Source organism: Bradyrhizobium sp. HKCCYLS1011 (assembly GCF_051167795.1).
GTDB lineage: Bacteria > Pseudomonadota > Alphaproteobacteria > Rhizobiales > Xanthobacteraceae > Bradyrhizobium.
This window is the reverse complement of record NZ_JBNPTT010000001.1, coordinates 439,137-459,465: the sequence shown is the minus strand read 5'-3', so window position 1 is coordinate 459,465 and position 20,329 is coordinate 439,137. Positions and strand designations below refer to the sequence as shown.

At 63.9% G+C, this 20,329-nt stretch carries 13 protein-coding genes and 2 tRNA genes; 5 read left to right on the top strand and 10 right to left on the bottom strand.

Going from position 1 to position 20,329, the window contains the following annotated elements:
• Positions 1-104: 104 nt before the first annotated feature.
• The 4 genes from ACQR1W_RS02145 to ACQR1W_RS02130 form a co-directional block, all read right to left on the bottom strand.
• Entirely contained in the window at positions 105-2,984 is a 2,880-nt protein-coding gene (locus ACQR1W_RS02145; protein ID WP_434849264.1) for a valine--tRNA ligase, read from the bottom strand.
• Positions 2,985-3,293: 309 nt separating this feature from the next.
• A complete protein-coding gene (locus tag ACQR1W_RS02140) occupies positions 3,294-4,049 on the bottom strand; it encodes a PopZ family protein (RefSeq protein WP_434849263.1) in 756 nt (251 codons plus the stop codon).
• Between the two features lie 427 nt (positions 4,050-4,476).
• Positions 4,477-5,862 (bottom strand): TolC family outer membrane protein, encoded by a 1,386-nt coding sequence (locus ACQR1W_RS02135; protein WP_008973441.1) that lies wholly within the window; start codon positions 5,860-5,862, stop codon positions 4,477-4,479.
• 274 nt (positions 5,863-6,136) lie between these two features.
• A complete protein-coding gene (locus tag ACQR1W_RS02130; protein ID WP_434849262.1) occupies positions 6,137-6,796 on the bottom strand; it encodes a protein-L-isoaspartate O-methyltransferase family protein in 660 nt (219 codons plus the stop codon).
• A gap of 493 nt (positions 6,797-7,289) precedes the next feature.
• Here ACQR1W_RS02130 and ACQR1W_RS02125 point away from each other — a divergent pair.
• The 4 genes from ACQR1W_RS02125 to ACQR1W_RS02110 all read left to right on the top strand — a co-directional run bounded on the left by ACQR1W_RS02125 (position 7,290) and on the right by ACQR1W_RS02110 (position 9,344).
• A tRNA-Asn gene (locus tag ACQR1W_RS02125) sits at positions 7,290-7,364 on the top strand.
• A 680-nt stretch (positions 7,365-8,044) separates the two neighbouring features.
• Entirely contained in the window at positions 8,045-8,437 is a 393-nt protein-coding gene (locus tag ACQR1W_RS02120; protein ID WP_434849261.1) for a response regulator, read from the top strand.
• Complete coding sequence (locus ACQR1W_RS02115) at positions 8,434-8,883, top strand: response regulator transcription factor (protein WP_434849260.1); 450 nt, start codon at positions 8,434-8,436, stop codon at positions 8,881-8,883. Before ACQR1W_RS02120 ends, ACQR1W_RS02115 begins: the two co-directional genes overlap by 4 nt.
• 266 nt (positions 8,884-9,149) lie before the next feature.
• Positions 9,150-9,344 (top strand): hypothetical protein, encoded by a 195-nt coding sequence (locus tag ACQR1W_RS02110; protein ID WP_434849259.1) that lies wholly within the window; start codon positions 9,150-9,152, stop codon positions 9,342-9,344.
• A 76-nt stretch (positions 9,345-9,420) separates the two neighbouring features.
• Here ACQR1W_RS02110 and ACQR1W_RS02105 read toward each other — a convergent pair whose 3' ends face one another.
• Positions 9,421-9,744 (bottom strand): hypothetical protein, encoded by a 324-nt coding sequence (locus ACQR1W_RS02105; protein WP_434849258.1) that lies wholly within the window; start codon positions 9,742-9,744, stop codon positions 9,421-9,423.
• A 263-nt stretch (positions 9,745-10,007) separates the two neighbouring features.
• Between ACQR1W_RS02105 and ACQR1W_RS02100 the strand changes: the two genes are divergently transcribed.
• Positions 10,008-10,081, top strand: a tRNA-Cys gene (locus ACQR1W_RS02100).
• Positions 10,082-10,394: 313 nt separating this feature from the next.
• Here the strand turns inward: ACQR1W_RS02100 and ACQR1W_RS02095 are convergent.
• From ACQR1W_RS02095 to ACQR1W_RS02075, 5 genes are read right to left on the bottom strand one after another with little or no spacing between them, the layout of a single operon-like run.
• Positions 10,395-11,126 (bottom strand): tRNA-uridine aminocarboxypropyltransferase, encoded by a 732-nt coding sequence (locus tag ACQR1W_RS02095; protein ID WP_434849257.1) that lies wholly within the window; start codon positions 11,124-11,126, stop codon positions 10,395-10,397.
• A 44-nt stretch (positions 11,127-11,170) separates the two neighbouring features.
• Positions 11,171-14,275: an efflux RND transporter permease subunit gene (locus ACQR1W_RS02090; protein ID WP_434849256.1), complete on the bottom strand. Its 3,105-nt coding sequence runs from the start codon at positions 14,273-14,275 to the stop codon at positions 11,171-11,173.
• Entirely contained in the window at positions 14,275-17,400 is a 3,126-nt protein-coding gene (locus tag ACQR1W_RS02085) for an efflux RND transporter permease subunit (protein WP_434849255.1), read from the bottom strand. Before ACQR1W_RS02085 ends, ACQR1W_RS02090 begins: the two co-directional genes overlap by 1 nt.
• 30 nt (positions 17,401-17,430) lie before the next feature.
• The gene (locus ACQR1W_RS02080) at positions 17,431-18,873 is read right to left on the bottom strand and encodes an efflux RND transporter periplasmic adaptor subunit (RefSeq protein ID WP_434849254.1); all 1,443 of its coding nucleotides are present in this window, start codon (positions 18,871-18,873) and stop codon (positions 17,431-17,433) included.
• A complete protein-coding gene (locus ACQR1W_RS02075) occupies positions 18,863-20,323 on the bottom strand; it encodes an efflux transporter outer membrane subunit (RefSeq protein ID WP_434849708.1) in 1,461 nt (486 codons plus the stop codon). The genes ACQR1W_RS02080 and ACQR1W_RS02075 overlap by 11 nt, the downstream gene beginning before the upstream one ends.
• Positions 20,324-20,329 lie beyond the last annotated feature (6 nt).

Here is a 20,329-nt window from a genome sequence, read left to right as displayed (position 1 = left end):
GACCAGGCAGCCTGCCTGTTTCGAGCATTCCGCGGTATGGGTCCCGGCGTTCGCCGGGACGACAGTGGAACGCGAAGAAACAGCGGCATATCAACGCCGAGCGCCTACCCCACGCTGGCGAGCCGCTGGAGCGCCTCTTCGAGCTTGGCTTTGCGCGCGATGGCCGCCTCGCGCTTTTCCCGCTCTTCCTCGACGACCTCCTCAGCCGCCTTGGCGACGAAGTTTGGATTGCCGAGCTTCTTGTCGACACGCTCGATATCGGCGTCGGCCTTGGCGATCTCCTTGCCGAGCCGGGTGCGTTCGGCAGCGAGATCGACGACGCCCTTGAGCGGCAGAGCGGCAACCTCGCCGCGCACCACCAGCTGGGCCGAGCCTTCCGGTGCACGATCGGCGAAGCTGATCTCGGAGAGCCGCGCCAGGCGCTTGATGACGTCGGTCCAGCGCGGCGCGCGCTCGCCGGTCTCCGCGGAAGCGCCGACGAGCACGAGCGGCATCAAGGTCGCCGGCGGGATGTTCATCTCGGCACGCACCGAGCGGATCGCGGTCACGAGATCGACCACCCAGCCGATCTCCGCCTCCGCCGCCTCGTCCTTGAAGTTCGAGGCATCGAACGGCACGAAGAGCGATGGCGCCATCGGCGGCACCAGGGGATCGGCGAAGCTCGCCGCCGACAGCGCGGCGATCTCGGCCACGGTCGGAACATCGACCCGGTGCGGCCAGGGCGCGAGCGCCAGCAGGCTGTCGCGGTCGGCTGTGGTCTCCCACAGCGCCTCCGTGATGAAGGGCATGAAGGGATGCAGCAGCTTCAGGATCTCGTCGCGCGCCCAGGCGACCATTGCCCGGGTCTCGGCCTTCGCCGCGCTGTCCGGCCCGGTCAGCACCGGCTTGGCGAGCTCGAGGTACCAGTCGCAATAGACGTTCCAGACGAAGCGGTAGATGGCGCCGGCCGCGTCGTTGAAGCGATAGGCCTCGATCGCCTCGGTGACCTCGCGCGTCGCGGCCGCGGTCTCATGCGCGATCCAGCGGTTGAGCGTCTCCTTGGCCTTGGCTGCGTCGAAGCCCTCCGGCAGCGCGCAGTCGTTCATCTCGGCGAAGCGGCAGGCGTTCCAGAGCTTGGTCGCGAAGTTGCGATAGCCCTCGACGCGGCTCGCGGACAGCTTGATGTCGCGGCCTTGCGCCGCCATCGCGGCCAAGGTGAACCGCAGCGCATCGGCGCCATATTCGTCGATGAGAGCCAGCGGGTCGATGACGTTGCCTTTCGACTTCGACATCTTGGCGCCCTTCTCGTCGCGGACGAGCGCGTGGATGTAGACGGTCGAGAACGGCACCTCGCCCATGAAGTGCAGGCCCATCATCATCATGCGGGCGACCCAGAAGAAGATGATGTCGAAGCCGGTGACCAGCACGTTGGTCGGGTAATAGCGCTTCACCTCGGGGACATCGTCCGGCCAGCCCAGCGTCGAGAACGGCCACAGCGCCGAGGAGAACCAGGTGTCGAGCACATCTTCATCACGCGTGATGAAGCCGGCGCGCTTGTTGCGGTCGAGCGCCATCTCCCGGCCCTGCTCGGGCGTGATGACCTCCTGCTCGACGTAGTAGCCGATGGCGTGGCCGATCGCCTCCTCCTCGGTCTCGGCGACGAACACCTTGCCGTCGGGTCCGTACCAGGCCGGGATCTGGTGGCCCCACCAGAGCTGGCGCGAGATGCACCAGGGCTGGATGTTCTCCATCCAGTCGAAATAGGTCTTCTCCCAATTTTTCGGGACGATGGTGGTTGCGCCGGACCTCACCGCCGCAATCGCGGGCTGGGCCAGGGTCTTGGCGTCGACATACCATTGGTCGGTCAGGAACGGCTCAATCACGACGCCCGAGCGGTCACCGTGCGGCACCATATGCGTGTTCGGCTCGATGCGTTCCAGGAAGCCGAAATTCTCCAGCCGTTCGACGATCTTCTTGCGTGCCGCAAACCGCTCGAGCCCATGGAACTCCCGGGCAAACTCCTCCGAAGCCTCGGGCAGTTCGCGCAGGTAATCCTCGTTGTCGACGAGGTTGAGACAGCCCTCCTTGTCGAACACGCTGATCTGCGGCAGGCCGTGGCGGCGGCCGATCTCGAAGTCGTTGAAGTCATGCGCAGGCGTCACCTTGACCGCGCCGGAACCCTTGTCCGGGTCGGAATAGGTGTCGGCAACGATCGGGATCTCGCGTCCGACCAGCGGCAGGATCACACGCTTGCCGATCAGGTGCTGATAGCGCTCGTCCTCGGGGTGCACCGCGACTGCGGTGTCGCCGAGCATCGTCTCCGGCCGGGTGGTGGCGACCACGATGAAGCTCGTGGGATCCTCCGGGCTGAAGGTCTTGCCCTCGAGCGGATAGCGCAGGTACCAGAGGTTGCCCTTGACCTCGACCTGCTGCACCTCGAGATCGGAGATCGCGGTGAGCAGCTTGGGGTCCCAATTGACCAGCCGCTTGTCCTTGTAGATCAGGCCGGCACGGTGCAGTTCGACGAACACCTTCACGACGGCCTTCGACAGCCCCTCGTCCATGGTGAAGCGTTCGCGGCTCCAGTCGCAGGAGGCGCCAAGCCGCTTGAGCTGGTTGATGATGGTCCCGCCGCTCTCGTCCTTCCACTGCCAGACGCGCTCCAGGAACTTCTCGCGACCCATCTCGCGGCGGCTAGGCTGCTGCCGCTCCATCAGCTGCCGTTCGACCACCATCTGCGTCGCGATGCCGGCGTGATCGGTGCCGGGCTGCCACAGCACATCGCGGCCGCGCATGCGTTCGAACCGGCACAGAATGTCCTGCAGCGTATTGTTGAGCGCGTGGCCCATATGCAGCGAGCCCGTGACATTCGGCGGCGGAATGACGATGGTGAACGGGTCGGCATCTCGGCGGTCCGGGCGACCTGCGGAAAACGCACGGGCGTCCTCCCAGACCAGGGACATGCGGCCCTCGATGTCGGCGGGCTGATAATTTTTCTCGATCATGGCGTTCGCGGCCGGCACAGAACCGGCCTTCCAAATTCGTGGACCCTTGCAGCCCCCTGCCCGGATCCCGGCCGGATCTGAGAAGATTACCGCAAGCTTATGACTCTCAAGCTCTTTTCGAGCCGATGCGTCTTCCGAGGCGGCCACGCGCAATCGCGAGGCATCCCGTCGGCGGCACCAGTTTGAAGATGGGTAGAAACCCGCCGCGGCGCATCAAGTCAACACCGCGTCTCAGGTGGTTTTGGGCGAACCAAATTCAGCCAGGGAGGCCGGCGCACGGGACGGGCATGTCGCCTCGCCGGGCCGTCCTCAACGACCGCGCGATACCCGCTCGATTTCCGCCTTGACGATGCGCTCGACCAAGGCCGGGAGGTTGTCGTCGAGCCAGCTTTTCAGCATCGGCCGCAGCATCTCCTTGACGAGATCCTCCAGGGTGCGCGCGTTGTTGCTGAGCACCGTATTGGCCAAGGCATTGAAAGCCGATTCCACCGCGTTGACGGTCGTCGTCGACAGGATCGCCTGCTTTGGCACCACCGGCTCGAAGGCCGATTCGAACGCTGGCGATGCGGGTGCAACCCGGTGCGCCGCCCGTTCCACGAACTCGATGTCATCTTGCGGATCGACCCTCCGGAAGGAAGCCGGGGCCGGGCTTGGAGCGGGGGTCGGGGGTGCCACTGCCATATCGTCCGTCAACTCAAGTACATCAGGTTCGGGTTCAGGCTCTGCAGGCCGAATCTCTTCGGCCGAAGTCGTCTCATCCAATCCCGCCAGCAATGCGTCGATGTCATCCTGGTTGTTGCTCGCCGCCGCGGGCGGCGGGGATGGTGCCGGCGGTGGAGCGGCTTTCGCAGCCGCAGCGACCGCCGCCGGAATTTTTGACGGAGGAATGTCGCTCATCGGAGGCTTGGGTGCCGGCGCCGGCTTCTCAGCCTTTGGCGGTGGCGCGGGCGCAGCAGCAGCCTTCTCGGCAGCCGGCGGCTTGGCTTCATCGTCGGCGATAATCCGCCGGATCGACGCCAGAATCTCCTCCATCGAGGGTTCTTGGACCTTCGCGGGCTGCGTCATTTCCGACTCCAAATCAGCGACGCCGTCGCACGCGTCATCTTACCCCAGGCACCGCAAGATTCGCAGGCTCCAGATCCAACAGGCTCGGACTTCCTAACAGACATGCCCCCGCCGTCTCCAGATTGTGCGCCGCTCGATGCAATTGATGGAACGATGACCTCGGCGTCGGAGATCGCTAAGGAATATCCGAGGCGCCGAATCGCTCCGCGGCCATTTTGAGGCTATGTCATGGCAACAAATGATTGCAAGCAATGCAGGCTGCCAAGTGGTGGAGCAGCTCAAGTTGGTCGCCATTCGACGCAGGTGCGCCACAACCTCTGACAGCATCGACGCATCGCCTCAACAAAAGCCGCGGTTTTCGGCCCCAAATGCAAGACGCCTCGGCCATCGGCCGAGGCGTCGAAATTTTAATTCCATCGCGATTCGCTTAACGCCCGTCGGGCGTCCGAACACCGGCCCAGCTGTCGCGGACCTGCTGGTAATGAACGCTCGGGTCGTAAGACGTCGTCGGCAGGTTCAACACTTGCGGCGAAAGCCGACCGACCGAATTGAGCACCGAGTAGGATGCGACCACACGATCGTGCTGTGCCGTCACCAGGGCGTTGCGCGCGTTGACCAGCGCCTGCTGGGCGTTCAACACGTCCAGCGTGGTGCGCTGACCCGCCTTCGCCTCTTCGCGGACGCCGTTGAGTGCGACCTCCGATGCAGTCACCTGCGCCTGAGCCGAGGCGACCTGTGCCTTGCCGGCAACGAGCTGCCCCCATGCCGTGACCACATTGGCGCGCGTCTGGTCGCGGGTGGTATCGAGGTTGAGACGCTGCTGCGCCAGATTTTCCTTGGACTGCCGGATCAGCGCATATTCGGCGCCGCCCTGGTAGATCGGCACCGAGAGCTGGGCGATCGCCGACGCACCGAACGAGCGTAAGCTCTGCAAGCTCTGCTCATTTGCCTGCTGTGCCGAAGCCTGCACCGTCACCGTCGGCAGCAGAGCGCCCTCATTGATCTTGACCTGGAGGAAGTTGACGTCGATGCCGAACATCGCCGCGGTGACGTTTGGATTCTCAATCAGGCTGATCTCGACGGCCTGCTGCAGGGTGGACGGCAGGAAGCGGTCGACGGGCGACCCCGGCGCAAGGTTCACGGGCTCATTGCCGATGATGCGGCGGAAATTGGAGCGGGTGGTCGTCAGATTGGACTCGGCCGTCAGCTGCTGGGTGCGGCCGGCAGCAAGCTGCGCCTCTGATTGGGCGACGTCGGTCCGGGTGACTTCGCCGACGTTGAAGCGATCGCGCGTCTGTTTCAGAGTCTGTTCGAGAACTCGGGTATTGCTGCGCTGGACTTCCACAATCGCAGCGTCACGCAGATAATCCATATAGATCGTGGCCGCTTGCAGCAGCACCTGCTGCTCCAGAACGCGCAGACCTTCGCGCGCGCCAGACACTTGGCTTTCGGCCGCGCGTGTACGGTTCGCAGTCTGATTGCCGTTGTAGAGCGTCTGGGTTGCGGTCACACCGACGCTTCGCGGGACGGTCGTTCCGTGGAAGGACGGGGTGGCCGGAGAGAGCTGAATGTCCTGGTACTGGTAACCGCCGGTCGCAGTGAGGTTCACCTTCGGCCGATATCCCGACAGGGCCTGGGGCACGTTTTCGTCAGTGGAGCGGACTTGAGCGCGCTGCGCATTCAGTTGCGGATTACTTTGATAGGCTCGGACCAGCGCAGCCTCTATCGTATCGGCAAGCGCAGGCGCCGGTCCCGCACAAGCCATCAGGAGGACCACAGCCGCCGCTGCGGTGACGACCTTCACCCCAAACATCCTTGTTCCAATCATCGTTGTACCGGCTGAACGCCCCAGCCGGGCCTTTAGCCACAAGAGAGACTCCCGCGCACCACCACACCTTATTCCGCGGGCAAGCGTGACGAAACCACCCAGCGCCGGACTCGTGTGGAAACTCTGAGCGTGCAGCATCCGGGCCACACTTCTGATTTAAAACAGATTTCTGCCGGCTCGTGAGCCCGTGGCCGCCGCAGATTCTCGCGGCGAGTTCCCCTCGAGAGGCAGTTTCGGGGCAATTTCCCGGCAAATCGGATCAAAAAACGAACTCAGGCACCCGCTCGAGCCCCGGAAGAACCGGCGCGGCGGCATCAAACAATACCCGAGAGCCGAAATCTTGGTGCGAGTGTGTGATGATCATGGCCCGCGCGGGCTTGGTCTTGGCAAACACGCCAACCAGACGCCCGCCTTCCTTGAGCTGGCTGCACAAGCCGTCGACGGGAACTTCGGAGGCGCCATTCAACAGAATCACATCGTACCGGTCATCACCCGGGTCGCCCTGCGCGCATCCGGCGACCCGGACGCTGACGTTGCCCTGGTTCCCGATCAGCGCCTTGGCGCGGCCTTCAATGACCGGATCGGGTTCCGTCGCGGTGATCTTTTCAGCGAGCCTTGCGGCCAAGGCGGCCAGATAGCCGGTCGCGCATCCGACGACCAGGACATGATCAGTCGGTGCGATTTCGGCGGCCTGCAAAAGCTTGCCGGTCAGCATCGGCTTGATCAGGAAACGCTTGGCCGATCCAGCTTCGGAAATGTCGAGATCGAGATCGAGATAGGCGAGCGCGCGGCGGTCCTCGGGAACAAAGGTCTCGCGGGGCACCGTCAGCATCGCATCCAGCACGCGATGATCGGTGACATCATTGGTGCGCACCTGGCCATCGACCATTTTCTGGCGCGCAGTGGCGAATGAGGACATGGGCAGACCTGCAAGCGAAGCGGACAAGCCGCGGAGGAACTTGCGTCACCTTTTGGTACAAGGCTTTCAAAAACGCAACATGGTGATCAGGCCCAAAGCGATCCAGCGGGCGACGCGAGGCTCCCCTCATCTCCCCGATCGGCCCTCTGCAAAATCCTGATGCGACTTGTCACCATGCCGGGCATACGGCGCCGCTGTCGCCATCACACTTAAGAATGCGCGACGGGCAAGGTGCGTGAGCTTGCTCGAGACGACCGCCGGTCCCAGCACCTGCGAGTCGTACGGATCGAGGATCGAGCTCGATGCGCTTCAAGATCGGTGCCCCAATTCCTGGTCGAACGACCTGGCCAAGTTCACCGATTTTCACATAACCATTTGGCAGAATGAAACTTTTTTCTCTTTTTCGAGTTCGTTGAATTCCTGTGATTTCGTCCTATGCAAGGCGATGCGGCTTTGTTATACGCTCCCCCGCTCGCGACCTTGCGTCGCCTGTTCCTCGGTAGCTCAGCGGTAGAGCATTCGACTGTTAATCGAATGGTCGCTGGTTCGAATCCAGCCCGGGGAGCCAACGCTCTCGCCCCTCACCCATCCTGTCGTTATGCGAGACTGCCCGCGGTCAAGCTCATGACCCGACTGTTCCGGGCGCTTCGGATTCGGGAAGCCGCGCGGACGAGCTGTCATTCCTCAGCGCGCCCGCGCCTGTTTGGCGATCGTTGACGAGAGAAATTCGCCGAACAGATTCATCATCGCGTCACACCTTGCGATCTCGCCAGGATCTACGATTTCGCGAGCCCTCCTGCGTGCACATTGTTCGGGGGTGAAAACTTCGGCACGGCGACGGTAGCAAGACGACAGCTAAAGGTTGTTTGAGATCTCTTGAGCTGATGAGGCTGACAGCCGAAGCCGCGCGCCACCTCATAGGACGTGCGCCACGCAGCTCCAGCTGCGCGGTATTTCGTTCGCTCTTTTTGCATCATAACGTGCACATCTAACGATCGCCAATCCATCAGCCTCTCCCAACCACACAGACGTTGAAGCCGCAAAACTCCTGGTTGCAAAGCCGGAACAATTAATTCAGTCTGCCCTCCTCCGCACATTGGAAGTGAGTGAGTCTCGGAAGTGCGTGAGTCTCGGTGACATCGGTTGCGCTGTAGCGTGCGCGTCCTTCAGTCTGACTGACAGCTGAGGTAGCTCATGCCCACCATCCTTATCATCGACGACGACCATGCGACTCGCGCCGCTCTGGAGATGCTGCTGAAGCAGAAGAAGTTTGGCGTGTTCCTGGCGCCGGACGGCTCGACCGGAATTCGGCTGATCGGCAGCGTTTGCTTCGATGCGGTTGTGATCGACATGTTCATGCCAGGCATGGATGGTCTCGCCACCGTCCGCCAGTTGATCAAGATCGATCCAACCGTCCCCTTCATCGCCATATCGGGATATGCGTTCACCGATCGCAGACAGGGCGCCCCCGACTTCCTCGGGATGGCGATCAAGTTGGGCGCCACCGCCGCTCTGCAAAAGCCGTTCGATATTCGTGACCTGCTGGAAGCCATCAACCGCGCATTGGAGCTCTGTCAACGGCTCCTGACCGAAATCAAGTATCGAGCCGGCGGACTAGCTTCTGTCCGGAAGGCATCATGAACACTATCCTGGTCGTTGACGACGAGGTGGGCATCTGCTGCGTGATCCAGCATCTGCTCGTGAGGCAAGGCTATGTGGTCACGGCCATGACCGACGGCCGGGCCGCGCTTGAAGCTGTTGCACGCGATGAATATGCCGCAGCCCTGATCGACCTGAACCTGGCAGAGATCGACGGGAAGCAGGTGATCCGCGCCGCGCGCGCGGCATGGCCCAACATGCCGATCATCATGATGTCGGGCCTGGTCTTGGAGTCCGGTTGCGGCACGCCGGACCTCCCGGGCATGTCTGCCAGGATACCGGGTCTCTACGGATTGGCGAAACCCTTCAAGCCGATGGATCTCATCCAACTCGTGCAGGACATTTTGAGTTTCCCCGCTGGCGACGCCCTGGCCTGGCCGGCCGCGCCTCGACTTGAAAGTCCCGCCGCTGCCCCGGCGCGGCGGTGAAATGCCGAGCCGCGGCGGATTGCCGAAACTCGGCGCCAATTGGAGTTGGCAGTTTGAGTCTTTGGACTGGCTGGTGGGAATATTCCTTTGGAACTGTGATCTCTTTCACATGTTGTGGCTTTTCGTTTCCTTAGGTTCCGCGCGAAAGTAAACGCCCTGCTAACCAATGCAGCGATCGGGGATCGATCGTTAAAACTCGAGCGATCTGCTCAATCGGTAAACAGAAGGGTTTTGCGACGGTGCGCTCGCGAACGGCGTGAGGCATCATGACTGAAGTTGAGTACGAATTATTGCTGGACGTCGTGCGAACGGCGATTGCGCCGGAGCCGCGGACGGATCGAGAGATTGCCCTGATGCCACGCTTATTTTCTCTATCTGTCACATCCCCGAAGGCTGCGAACGACAACGAAACCTGCTGGCCGTTGATTCCGTTTCCCGACGGGTGGCACGCGGCCTGCTAACCGACTGGCATCTGTCGCCTGAGCCGCTGTCCGCCACCGAAATGGGACCGAATACCCCGCGGCGACCTGCCGGGTGTCATTTCGCGTTCAAGCGAATACGCCCTTGCGGAATAAAGCGCGCCGTGCCCGTTGAGCGCAGGTGCCACGCGGGTGCATCGAGAACAGTGGGCTTGGCCGGTTCATTCGGCGCCTCAAGCGCGATCAGAAAATCCACGCCAGCCGCGGCGAGAACGGTCTCGTCCGTGGTTCCCTCTCGCGCCTTCTCGACCAGGAACTTCACCAGCGCGGGCCTCGCGACCTCCGCGCTGACAGTGGAATCCGTCTCCGGCCGCGCATAATAGTCGACCCAAGCAGCCTTGAAGGCCGAGACAAGAACGCCAACCTGATGAGACGAGGCCATTCCTAATTTTCGGACAACATTTGGGCTCAATTGCGACCGCGCCACTCATCTTCGCCGCGATGTGGGCAATCAAGATGCTCATGCCCGGCGGCGATCTGAAGATCCCAGCAGAGCCTACCCGCGACCTCGCATGAGGCCGAGCCTACCCGCGACCTCGCATGAGCTTCGGAAATGAGCAGAATCCGAGTTTCGTAAATTTTGGACGGCGGTTGAAGGCGGGTTGCCTAACCCATTGATCGCCTGTATTGATCCGCGCCTAGTGGGGCCACGTGGCGGAGTGGTTACGCAGCGGTCTGCAAAACCGTTTACACCAGTTCAATTCTGGTCGTGGCCTCCAACAATCCTTTCAAGGACTTAAGACGATCTTCTGCAGCGGCCAGGAAAGGCCGGCGGCACGATAGGCGTCGCAACCGCGCTCAAACCGGAAGATCGTCGATCCCGCCGGGATAGGCCGCGCGGGGCCGCGGCCAGGGCAGCAATTGCGCCGATTCCGCCACCGAGTGGCACCTTACGACCACCTCAGGGCGCGCAGCGCCCGTGGGCCTCCGGGCATAGTCCCGCAATCGCACCACATTGGATTCGTCAGCTTCGCGCATGTTTCCACATCCTTGTGTCTCATGCTGCAATGCAAAAAGCGTACCCCCTCCTTCCTAAACCGTGCGTTTACGCCGCCGATCCCGATTCATACGGGGTTTGGGGCGCGGCGTGAGTTCCGGATGACTGCGCTCGACCTCGCGATAGCGCGCCAGCATCCGTTCGAAGCTCGCGTTGAGGCTGGCGGCAATGTCGGGGCGGTTTTCGAGCGCGGCCATCAGCATCCCCGCCGCCTCGATGGTGGACAGCCCGTCGCGGCGCGGCTCGCGCCGCAGATGCCCGTAGCGCGACGGCCGGCGGGGTCCAAGAATCACGCGCTGGCACTTCAGCATCCAGGGATTGCGCCACCACAGCGCCTTGGCCTGGCTCCAGGTGCCGTCAAGCAGGATCACGCCTTCGATCGATTTCAGGATGGCGCGCTGGTTCTCGGCGGCCTCGCCCTTGCGCGTCAACGCAACGATTTCGCTCTCCGGGTCGAGGTCGGCCGCCTTGGAAGAACCGAGATAGAGGATCGCCCACCGCGCGGGATCCGCGACCGGCCGACCCAACGCCTTGGCCAGGCTCGGCCAGGACAGGCCGACGCGCACGGCCGCGTTTTCGAAATGCTGTGCGGCCAGCCGGGCGGTGCCGAGCGCCCTGTCCTGCTCCTGCGGATGCTGCAGGATCAGAAGCGAGAGACGGCTTGCGACCGGAGTGACGCTGTCGCAGATGCAGAGCGGCTTCGGCTTCTGGCAGTGCGGACAGTCGGCAACGGCCTCGGCCGCCGCGACGTGATGCTGATCTGACATGGACCGCCTATACGCGGCCTGTCGCGGTGGGACAACGGTTCAGGTCACTCCGCCGGCACGGCGAGAGGCTCCGGTTCGGTGCGGCGCCGCAAGCGGTCGATCAAGAGATAGATCACGGGTGTGGTGTAGAGCGTCAGCACCTGCGAGACCAATAGCCCGCCGATGATGGTGATGCCGAGCGGCCGGCGCAACTCGGTTCCCGGCCCGGTCGCGATGACAAGCGGAATGCCGGCGAAGAGCGCTGCCATCGTCGTCATCAGGATCGGGCGGAAGCGCGCGCGGCAGGCTTCGAAGATGGCCTCAGCCGACGACAGCCCGTGCTGACGTTCGGCTTCCAGCGCGAAGTCCACCATCATGATCCCGTTCTTTTTGACGATGCCGATCAGGAGGATGATCCCGACGAAGGCGATGACGGTGAGCGGCGTGTTGGTCACCTGGAGCGCGAGCAGCGCGCCGAGGCCCGCGGACGGCAGTGTCGAGATGATCGTGAGCGGATGGGCCAGGCTCTCGTAGAGCACGCCGAGCACGATATACATCGCCACCAACGCAAACAGGATCAACAGCGGCTGGCGTCCGCTGGTCTTGTTGAAGTCGCCGGCATTGCCGTCGAAGCTGCCGCGGATGCCTTCGGGCATATGGAGCTCGTCCACGGCGCGCTGAATGTTGGCGGTTGCGGTCTGCAGCGTGACATCGGGCAGCAGGTTGAACGACACCGTCGTCGACGGAAACGATTGCGAATGGAAAACCGCGAGCGGCGACAGGCCGCGCTGGGCGTGCACCACCGCCGAGAGCGGCACCTGGGTGTCGCCGGCGCCCGCCACATAGATGCGGTCGAGATTCGACGGGTCGGTCTGGAATTTCGGATCGGTTTCGATCACCACCATATACTGATTGCGCTGGCTGTAGAGGATCGAGATCTGGCGCTGCGCGAACGCGTTGTTCAGCGCGTTGTCGATGTCCTGCACCCGAACGCCCAGCATCGCCGCCTTTTGCCGGTCGATGGTTAGCGACAGCGCCAGGCCGCCCGGATCGCGATCGCTGGAAATGTCGGTGATGCCCTCCACGGTCTCCATCCGCTTGGCGACGATCGGCGCCCATTTCTGCAGCAGGTCGAGATCGGGGCTGGTCAGCGTGTACTGATAGTCCGAGTCGCTCTGCCGCCCGCCGGCGCGGACGTCCTGCGCGGCAAACATGAACAGGCGAATACCCGGCACCATCGCGAGGTTGCGCCGCAGACGGTCGATCACGAGCTGGGTCGAGACGCCGCCCCGCTCCTCCGGCGATTTCAGGCTGATGAACATGGTGCCGCGGTTCGATGTGCCGCCGCCCGGCCCGCCCCCGCCGCCGATCACCGAACCGATGCCGGCCACGGCCGGATCGGCCATCACGATGTCGGCAAGGCGCTGCTGCAGGCTAAGCATCGACTGGAACGAGATATCGGCTGATGCGCGGGTCGCGCCGATGACGAAGCCGGAATCATCGATCGGGAAATAGCCCTTCGGCGTCTTGATGTAGAGCGTCACCGTCAGCGCGATCGTGGCGAAGAACACCAGCAAAGTGAGCAGCGGAAAGCCGAGCACGCCGCGCAAGCTCCAGGTGTAGAAGCGCACCATGCGCGACAGCGTGCCCTCCACCAGGCGGTCGAACCAGGTGGCGCGATCCGAAATCGCCTCCTTGATGTATTGCGCGCAGATCATCGGGGTGACCGTCAGCGACACCACCGTGGACACCACGATGGCAAAGGTCAGCGTCAGCGAGAACTCGCGCAACAGCCGTCCGACCACGCCATCCATGAAGATCAGCGGAATGAAGGCAGCGATCAGCGACAGGCTGATCGACAGCACGGTGAATCCGATCTGCCTGGCGCCTTCGCGCGCCGCGCGGAATGGCGGCATGCCATGCTCGAGATTGCGGTACATGTTCTCGATCATGACGATGGCATCGTCGACCACGAAGCCCACGGAAATCGCCAGCGCCATCAAGGACAGATTGTCGATCGAAAAGCCGGCGAGCCACATCGCCGCGCAAGTGCCGGCCAAGGCCAGCGGCACCGAGACGCCGGCCGCGACCGTCGGGACCACCCTGCGCAGAAACGCAAAGACCACCACCATCACCAGGACCGCAGTGGCGAGCAAGGTCCACTGCATGTCCTCGACGGAAGCCCGGATCGTGCTGGTGCGATCAACCAGCACGGAGATATCGAGTCCCGCAGGCACCCACTGCCTCAATTCAGGGATCAGCGCCTTCACGCGGTCGACGGTCTCGATCACATTGGCGTCGCCCTGCTTGGCAATCTGGATCAGCACCGCCGGCTTCTTGTTGAACCAGGCGACCTGCCGCACATTGCGGACGGAATCCTCGACATCGGCGACGTCGGAGAGCCGGACGAAATTGCCGTTGACGCTCTTGATCAGGATGTCGCGGAATTGGGCGGCGGTGCGCATCTGCCTGTTGATGGCGATGGTCTCGCTCTGGCGGCGGCCGTCGAAAATGCCGACCGGCCCGAGCGGATTCGCATTGACGACCGCGGTCCTGACGTCGTCGGTGGCGATGCCGGCATTGGCGAGCGCGACCGGATTGAGCGCGATCCGGACCGCAGGCTGGTCAGCGCCGCTGACGGTGACGTTGCCGACGCCCGGCACCTGGAACAGCCGCTGCGCCAGCACGGTGTCGGCGACATCGTAGATTGCGCTGGTCGACATCGTCTTCGAGGTCAGCGCCAGCACGAACACGGGGGCTGCCGCCGTGTTCGCCTTGCGGAAGCGCGGCAGCGCCGGCAGGTCGCTCGGCAGATCTGACAGCGCCGCATTGATCGCGGCCTGGACGTCGCGCCCCGCCTTGTCGATGTCGCGCCCGATCGAAAACTGGATCTGAATATTCGTCGTGCCGAGCGAGCTGGTGGACGTGATCTGATCGACGCCCGCGATCTCACCGAGCCGCCGCTCCAAGGGTGCCGCGACGGTGCCGGCCATGACGGACGGGTCGGCGCCCGGACGCGTTGCCGTAACAAAGATGGCCGGGAAGTCGACGTTGGGGACCGGCGCGACCGGCAAGAAGATGTAGGCGACCATCCCGACCAGAAACAGCCCGATCGACAGCAGCGTGGTGCCGACCGGCCGCTGGATGAACGGTTCGGAGATCGAGGCCATTATTGGATGCCCTCGGTCGCGCCCGCAATCGGCGGCGCATCCGGCCCGACTGGCGGCAGCGCCTGTTCCAGCCTGCGGTTGATGCGATCGAGCGCGAGATAGATCACGGGCGTCGTGTAGAGCGTCAACAGTTGGCTGAGCAGCAGGCCGCCGATGATGGAGATGCCGAGCGGGAAGCGCAGCTCGGAGCCGGTGCCGCTTTCGATCGCCAGCGGCAGCGCGCCGAACAGAGCAGCGAGCGTCGTCATCATGATCGGGCGGAAGCGCAACAGGCAGGCTTGCACGATCGCCTCATAAGGCGGCATGCCCTCCTTCCGTTCCGCCTCGAGCGCGAAGTCGATCATCATGATCGCGTTCTTCTTGACGATGCCCATCAACAGGATGATGCCGATCAGGCCGATCACCGACAGATCATGCCCGAACAGCATCAGTGCCAGGATGGCGCCCACGCCCGCCGACGGCAGGGTGGAGAGAATCGTGATCGGATGGATGTAGCTCTCGTAGAGCACGCCGAGCACGATATAGATCGTCACCACCGCAGCCAGCACCAGCCAGGGCTGGCCGGCCAGTGATTTGGAGAACTCGGCGGCATCGCCGGAGTAGACGCCGCCGATGCTGCCGGGCATGCCGATCCGGTTCTCGATCACCCTCACCGCCTCGACCGCTTCGCCGAGCGAGGCGCCCGGCGCCAGATTGAAGCTGAGCGAGACCGCGGGAAACTGGGCCTGATGCGAGATCGCGAGCGGCGCCGTGGTGCGCTTCAAGCTCGCAACAGCCGAGAGCGGGACCTGACCGCCGGTGCCCGGCAGATAGAGCTTCGACAGCACGGAAGGATCGCGCTGATACATCGGCAATGCTTCCAGCACCACGCGATACTGATTGGCCTGGCCGTAGATGGTCGAGATCTGCCGCTGCGCGAACGCGTCATTCAGTGTGTCGGTCACGCCTTGCAGATTGACCCCGAGCTGGCCTGCGCGCTGCCGGTCAATAGTGAGCTCGGCGCGCAGCCCTCCTTCCTGGGCTTCGGACGAGACATCACGGAACAATGGCTCGCGGCGCATCTCGGCCACCAGCCTGTCGGCCCATTTCAACACCTCGGCCGCGTCCGTGCCCGTCAGCGTGTACTGATATTGCGAGCGACTCGACTGGGTCGAGATCTGCACGTCCTGGACCGGCTGGAAATAGACCGTCATGCCGGGGATCGCGGCAACCTTCTGCTTCAGCCTGTCGACCACGACGGCGACATTATCGCGCCGCTCGCCCAGCGGCTTCAAGGTCATCACGAGCTTGCCGACATTGGTGGTCGGATTGACCGAGCCGGCACCGATCACCGAGACGACGCCGATCACGTCGGGATCGGCCTGGATCGCGGCCGCCGCCTCCGACTGCCGCTTCTGCATCTCGGCGAAGGAGACGTCCGGCCCTGCTTCGGTCACCGCGGTGATGGATCCCGTATCCTGCAGTGGCAGAAAGCCCTTCGGCGCGACGACATACAGCGCGAGCGTTGCCGCCAGCGTGGCAAAGGTCACCAACAATGTCGCGCGTTGGCGCGCCAACACCCACAGCAAGGTCCGATGATAGAAGGCGACGGTACGGTCGATGAACCGGCTGATGGCATTGAGGCCGGGGATCACCCATTCCTCGTGCGCGGGCTTGAGCAGCCGCGAGCACATCATCGGCGTTAGCGTCAGCGACACCACCGCCGATGTCACCACCGCAATGGTCAGGGTGAGCGCAAATTCGCGGAACATGCGGCCAACCAGGCCGGTCATGAACAGGAGCGGGATGAACACGGCGATCAGCGACACCGTCAGCGAGATCACGGTGAAACCGATTTCGCTCGCGCCACGCAGCGAGGCGCTCATTGCCGACTCGCCCTCTTCCATGTGGCGGACGATGTTCTCGATCATCACGATGGCATCGTCGACGACGAAGCCGGTGCCGATCGTGAGCGCCATCAGCGACAGGTTGTCGAGGCTGAAACCGGCGAAATACATGATGCCGAAGCTGGTGATCAGCGACAGCGGCAGCGCCACGCCGGCGATGATGGTGGCGCGCATCGAGCGCAGGAACAAGAGCACCACCAGCGTCACCAGCACGACGCTCAAAACCAGCGTGAACTGCACGTCATGCACCGATGCATTGATCGTCACGGTGCGGTCGCTGACGATGTTGAGCTTCACGCCGGCCGGAATGGTCCGCTGCAGCTTCGGAATCTCGCCCCGCAGCTGGCGGACAACCTCGATCACATTGGCGCCGGGCTGGCGCTGGATGTCGATGATGACCGCCGGCGTCCCCTGGTACCAACCGCCGGTGCGGTCGTTCTCCAAACCGTCGATGATGGTCGCGACGTCGGCGATCGTCACCGGCGAACCGTTGCGATAGGCGATAATGATCGGCTTGTAGGCATCGGCCGCCGCGATCTGATCATTGGCGGTGATGGTGTAGGCCTGCTGCGCGCCGTCGAGCGAGCCCTTCGGCCCTGAGACGTTGGCGCCGGCGATGGCGCTGCGCAGATCCTCCATGCCGATGCCGTAAGCGGCAAGGCGTGCCAGATCGGCCTGGATGCGCACCGCCGGTTTGAGGCCGCCGAGCACCGACACCCGTCCCACCCCGGACACTTGGCTCAGGCGCTGCGCCAGGATCGTATCGGCGATGTCGCTCATGGCGCGCAACGAAATCGTGTCGGAGGTGAGCGCGAGCGTCATCACCGGCGCATCGGCCGGATTGACCTTTGCGTAGGTCGGCGGATAGGGCAGCGTCTTCGGCAGCACGCCGGCGGCGGCGTTGATCGCCGCCTGCACGTCCTGGGTCGCCCCGTCGATGTCGCGGCCGAGATCAAACTGCAACGAGATTTGGCTGACACCGAACGAGCTGGTCGAATTCATCGCTGAGAGCGAGGGAATCTGGCCGAGCTGGCGTTCCAACGGCGCCGTGATCAGTGACGCCACCACGTCGGGACTCGCGCCGGGCAACTGCGTCGTGACCTGCACAGTCGGGAAATCGACCTGCGGCAGGGCCGAGACTGGCAGCCCGAAATAGCCCAATAGCCCGCCGATCAGCAGTGCGACGCCGAGCAGCGAGGTCGCGATCGGACGGCGGATGAAGGGTTCGGAGACACCCATCCGGACAGCGCTCCTAGCCGCTGATGTTGGTCATGGCTGCGGCCTCGCGCCACCGCCCGACTGCTCGCCCCCCTGCGGCGATCCCCCCGCCTGTCCCTGCCCGCTCTGACCGCCGTCCCCTTGCGACCGCTTGCGGTGTTCGCCGTCCTTGCCCTGCCCGTCCGTCTTGGCCGGCCCAGGTCCGGATTGGCCATCTTGCGCCTGGCCACCGCCCTTCCCCTGATCCTTACCTTGCGCATTGCGGTTGCCGCGCTTGCGCGGGGCGAGATCAGCTGATGGGGTCTGGTCGTCGCGGCCGACGACGACCTTGGAGCCGTCGGCGAGATTAGCGAAGCCCGTCGTCACCACCCGATCCGAGGTCGTCAGGCCGCTCGCGACTACCGCCTCGGTCTCGTTCTGCTGGGTCACGGTGACCGGCTTGGCCGAGACGATGTCGCCCTCGCCGATCACATAGCTGAAGGTGCCCGCGGGTCCCCGCTGCACGGCTGACGTCGGCACGACGATCGCATTGGAAATCGTTTCGACCTTCAGACGCACGTTGACGAACTGTCCGGGCCAGAGCTGGAATTTGCCGTTGGGAAACTCGGCCTTGAGCTTGAGCGTACCGGTCGTGGGGTCGACCTGGTTGTCGATGCCCTTTAGCGTTCCGGTATCGATTACGGTGACCCCGTCATTGCCGAACACATCGACCGCCAGCACCCCGTTGGCCGCTGCGGCGTTGACCCGCATGATCTGCTGCTGCGGCAGGCTGAACTGCACTGCGATCGGCTGCAGCTGCGTGATGATCACGAGGCCGGTAGCGTCCGCGGCGTGGATGATGTTGCCCTGATCGACCTGGCGCAGACCGGCACGGCCGGACAGCGGCGCCACGATCTTGGTATAGCTCAAGGTCGCCGCCGCATTGTCGATCGCGGCCTGGTCAGCCTTGATCAGCGCCTGCTGCTGCGCGACCACGGCGCGCTGGGTATCGGCCTGCTGCTTCGAGCCGGCGTTGCTGGCCGCAAGCTGCTCATAGCGTGCGAGGTCGAGCTTCTGGTTGGCGAGCTGCGCCTCGTCCTGCGCCTTCTTGGCAACCGCCTGATCGTATTGCGCCTGATAGATCGCGGGATCGATTTCAGCGAGCACGTCGCCCTTCTTGACGTCCTGTCCTTCGACGAAATTGACCGCGATCAGCTTGCCGTCGACCTGCGAACGCACGGTGACCGTATTCAGCGCGCGCACCGCGCCGACGCCGTCGAGATAGACCGGCACATCTTTCACGATTGGGGAGGTGGCCAGCACGGGCACCGGCAGGTCGGGGCGTTGCATGCGCAGAGCCGCCTGCCGCTGTTGCAAGGCATTCCAGCCGACATAGCCAAGGCCGCCGAGGATCACGATGGTCAGCGTCAGCGCAACCAGGCGCTGTCCCCACCTGGGCCGCTTCACAGGCGCAGACTTCTTGTCCGATTGTTTCTGGTCCGGCTTAAAGAGCATCGACCGGTTTCTCCACTTTCGGCTCCCAGCCGCCGCCCAGCGCCTGATAGAGGCTCACGATGGCCTGCAGCCGGGCGAGCTGCGCCTGCCAGTAAACATCCTCGGCCTGGAATAGCGTCGTTTGCGTGTTGAGCACGGTCACGATGTCGGCAGTTCCGGCACGCAATTGCTGCTCGGACAGTTCAAATGCCCGCCGCGACGACGCCAGGACCTGGCGCTGGAGCTGCAGCCTGATGGTGGTTTGTCTGATCGAATACAGCGCATTATCGACGTCGGTGAAAGCCTGGACGACAGTCTTGCGATAGGTTTGCAGCAATTCGTCTTGTCGCGCCTTCGCATTCTCGAAATTGCCGAGGATCCTGCCGCCGTCGAAGATCGGCTGGGTGGCGCTGCCGACGAGGCTGAAGAAGGCGGCGTGTGGCTGGAACAGCGAGGCCAGTGCCGAGCTCTGATAGCCGCCCTGCCCGGTCAGTTGAATGGTCGGAAAGAACTGCGCACGCGCGCTGCCGACATTGGCGGTCGCTGACGCCAGCTGCGCCTCCTGGCGACGGATATCCGGCCGCTGGGTCAGAATCTCCGACGGCAGGCCCGGCGTCACGCGCGGCGTCCTGATGTGATCGAGCGAGCCGCCGGCGACGCGGAGGCTTTCGGGCGGTCGCGACACCAGCACGGCGAGCGCATTGATGTTCTGGTCGAGGGTCTGCCGCAGCGGCGGCACCGTCGCCTTCTGATTACCAAGCACGCTCTCCTGCTGGGCCACGTCGAGATCCGTGCCGGTGCCGGCTTTCTGCCGCTCCTTGATCGCGTCGAGCACCCGTTGGGCACTGGCGATGTTGCGCTCGGCGGTGCGCAGCCGATCCTGCGCGGCGAGCACCTGGAAATAAGCGTTGGCGACGCTGGCGAGCGTGGTCAGCGAGGTGACGTCGCGGTCGAAACGGTCCGCGATCGCCGTTTCCTCGGCGGCCTGGAGCGCATCGCGGTTCTGGCCGAAGAAATCGAGCTGGTAGCTTGCTGCAAGCGAAGCCTGATAGTTGACGACCTCGCGGCCACCAATGCTGAGCCCGCTGGCGCTCGATCCTGACGTGCGCGAATAGGTCTCCTGCCCCGCCGTTGAGAGGCTTGGCAGCAGCGCCGCGCCGGCCTGGCGGGCCAGCGCATCCGCCTGCTTGAAGCGGGCGACGGCGGCAGCGATGTCGAGATTGACCCGCTGCGCCTCCTCCATCAGCTCGGTGAGCTGCTTCGACCCGAAACCACGCCACCAGTCCAGAGCGGGAGGCGCGACCGAATCCGCGCCCGGCGCATGCTTGTAGCGGCCGGGAATGTCAAGTGCGGGATCCGGGATGTCCTGGGTCAACAGGCACCCGGCCGAGCTCGCCGCCAGCCCGACGGCAGCCAGCCATCGTATGGCGCGACGCCAGCGCACCCGCGCCGCGATTCCCGGCCCGACCATCGCGCC

Excerpts from the sequence above, each read along its gene's own strand:
- ACQR1W_RS02145 (WP_434849264.1), bottom strand. The coding sequence starts at position 2,984 with ATGATCGAGAAAAATTATCAGCCCGCCGACATCGAGGGCCGCATGTCC.
- ACQR1W_RS02140 (WP_434849263.1), bottom strand. The coding sequence starts at position 4,049 with ATGACGCAGCCCGCGAAGGTCCAAGAACCCTCGATGGAGGAGATTCTG.
- ACQR1W_RS02135 (WP_008973441.1), bottom strand. The coding sequence starts at position 5,862 with ATGTTTGGGGTGAAGGTCGTCACCGCAGCGGCGGCTGTGGTCCTCCTG.
- ACQR1W_RS02130 (WP_434849262.1), bottom strand. The coding sequence starts at position 6,796 with ATGTCCTCATTCGCCACTGCGCGCCAGAAAATGGTCGATGGCCAGGTG.
- ACQR1W_RS02120 (WP_434849261.1), top strand. The coding sequence starts at position 8,045 with ATGCTGCTGAAGCAGAAGAAGTTTGGCGTGTTCCTGGCGCCGGACGGC.
- ACQR1W_RS02115 (WP_434849260.1), top strand. The coding sequence starts at position 8,434 with ATGAACACTATCCTGGTCGTTGACGACGAGGTGGGCATCTGCTGCGTG.
- ACQR1W_RS02110 (WP_434849259.1), top strand. The coding sequence starts at position 9,150 with ATGACTGAAGTTGAGTACGAATTATTGCTGGACGTCGTGCGAACGGCG.
- ACQR1W_RS02105 (WP_434849258.1), bottom strand. The coding sequence starts at position 9,744 with ATGGCCTCGTCTCATCAGGTTGGCGTTCTTGTCTCGGCCTTCAAGGCT.
- ACQR1W_RS02095 (WP_434849257.1), bottom strand. The coding sequence starts at position 11,126 with ATGTCAGATCAGCATCACGTCGCGGCGGCCGAGGCCGTTGCCGACTGT.
- ACQR1W_RS02090 (WP_434849256.1), bottom strand. The coding sequence starts at position 14,275 with ATGGCCTCGATCTCCGAACCGTTCATCCAGCGGCCGGTCGGCACCACG.
- ACQR1W_RS02085 (WP_434849255.1), bottom strand. The coding sequence starts at position 17,400 with ATGGGTGTCTCCGAACCCTTCATCCGCCGTCCGATCGCGACCTCGCTG.
- ACQR1W_RS02080 (WP_434849254.1), bottom strand. The coding sequence starts at position 18,873 with ATGCTCTTTAAGCCGGACCAGAAACAATCGGACAAGAAGTCTGCGCCT.
- ACQR1W_RS02075 (WP_434849708.1), bottom strand. The coding sequence starts at position 20,323 with ATGGTCGGGCCGGGAATCGCGGCGCGGGTGCGCTGGCGTCGCGCCATA.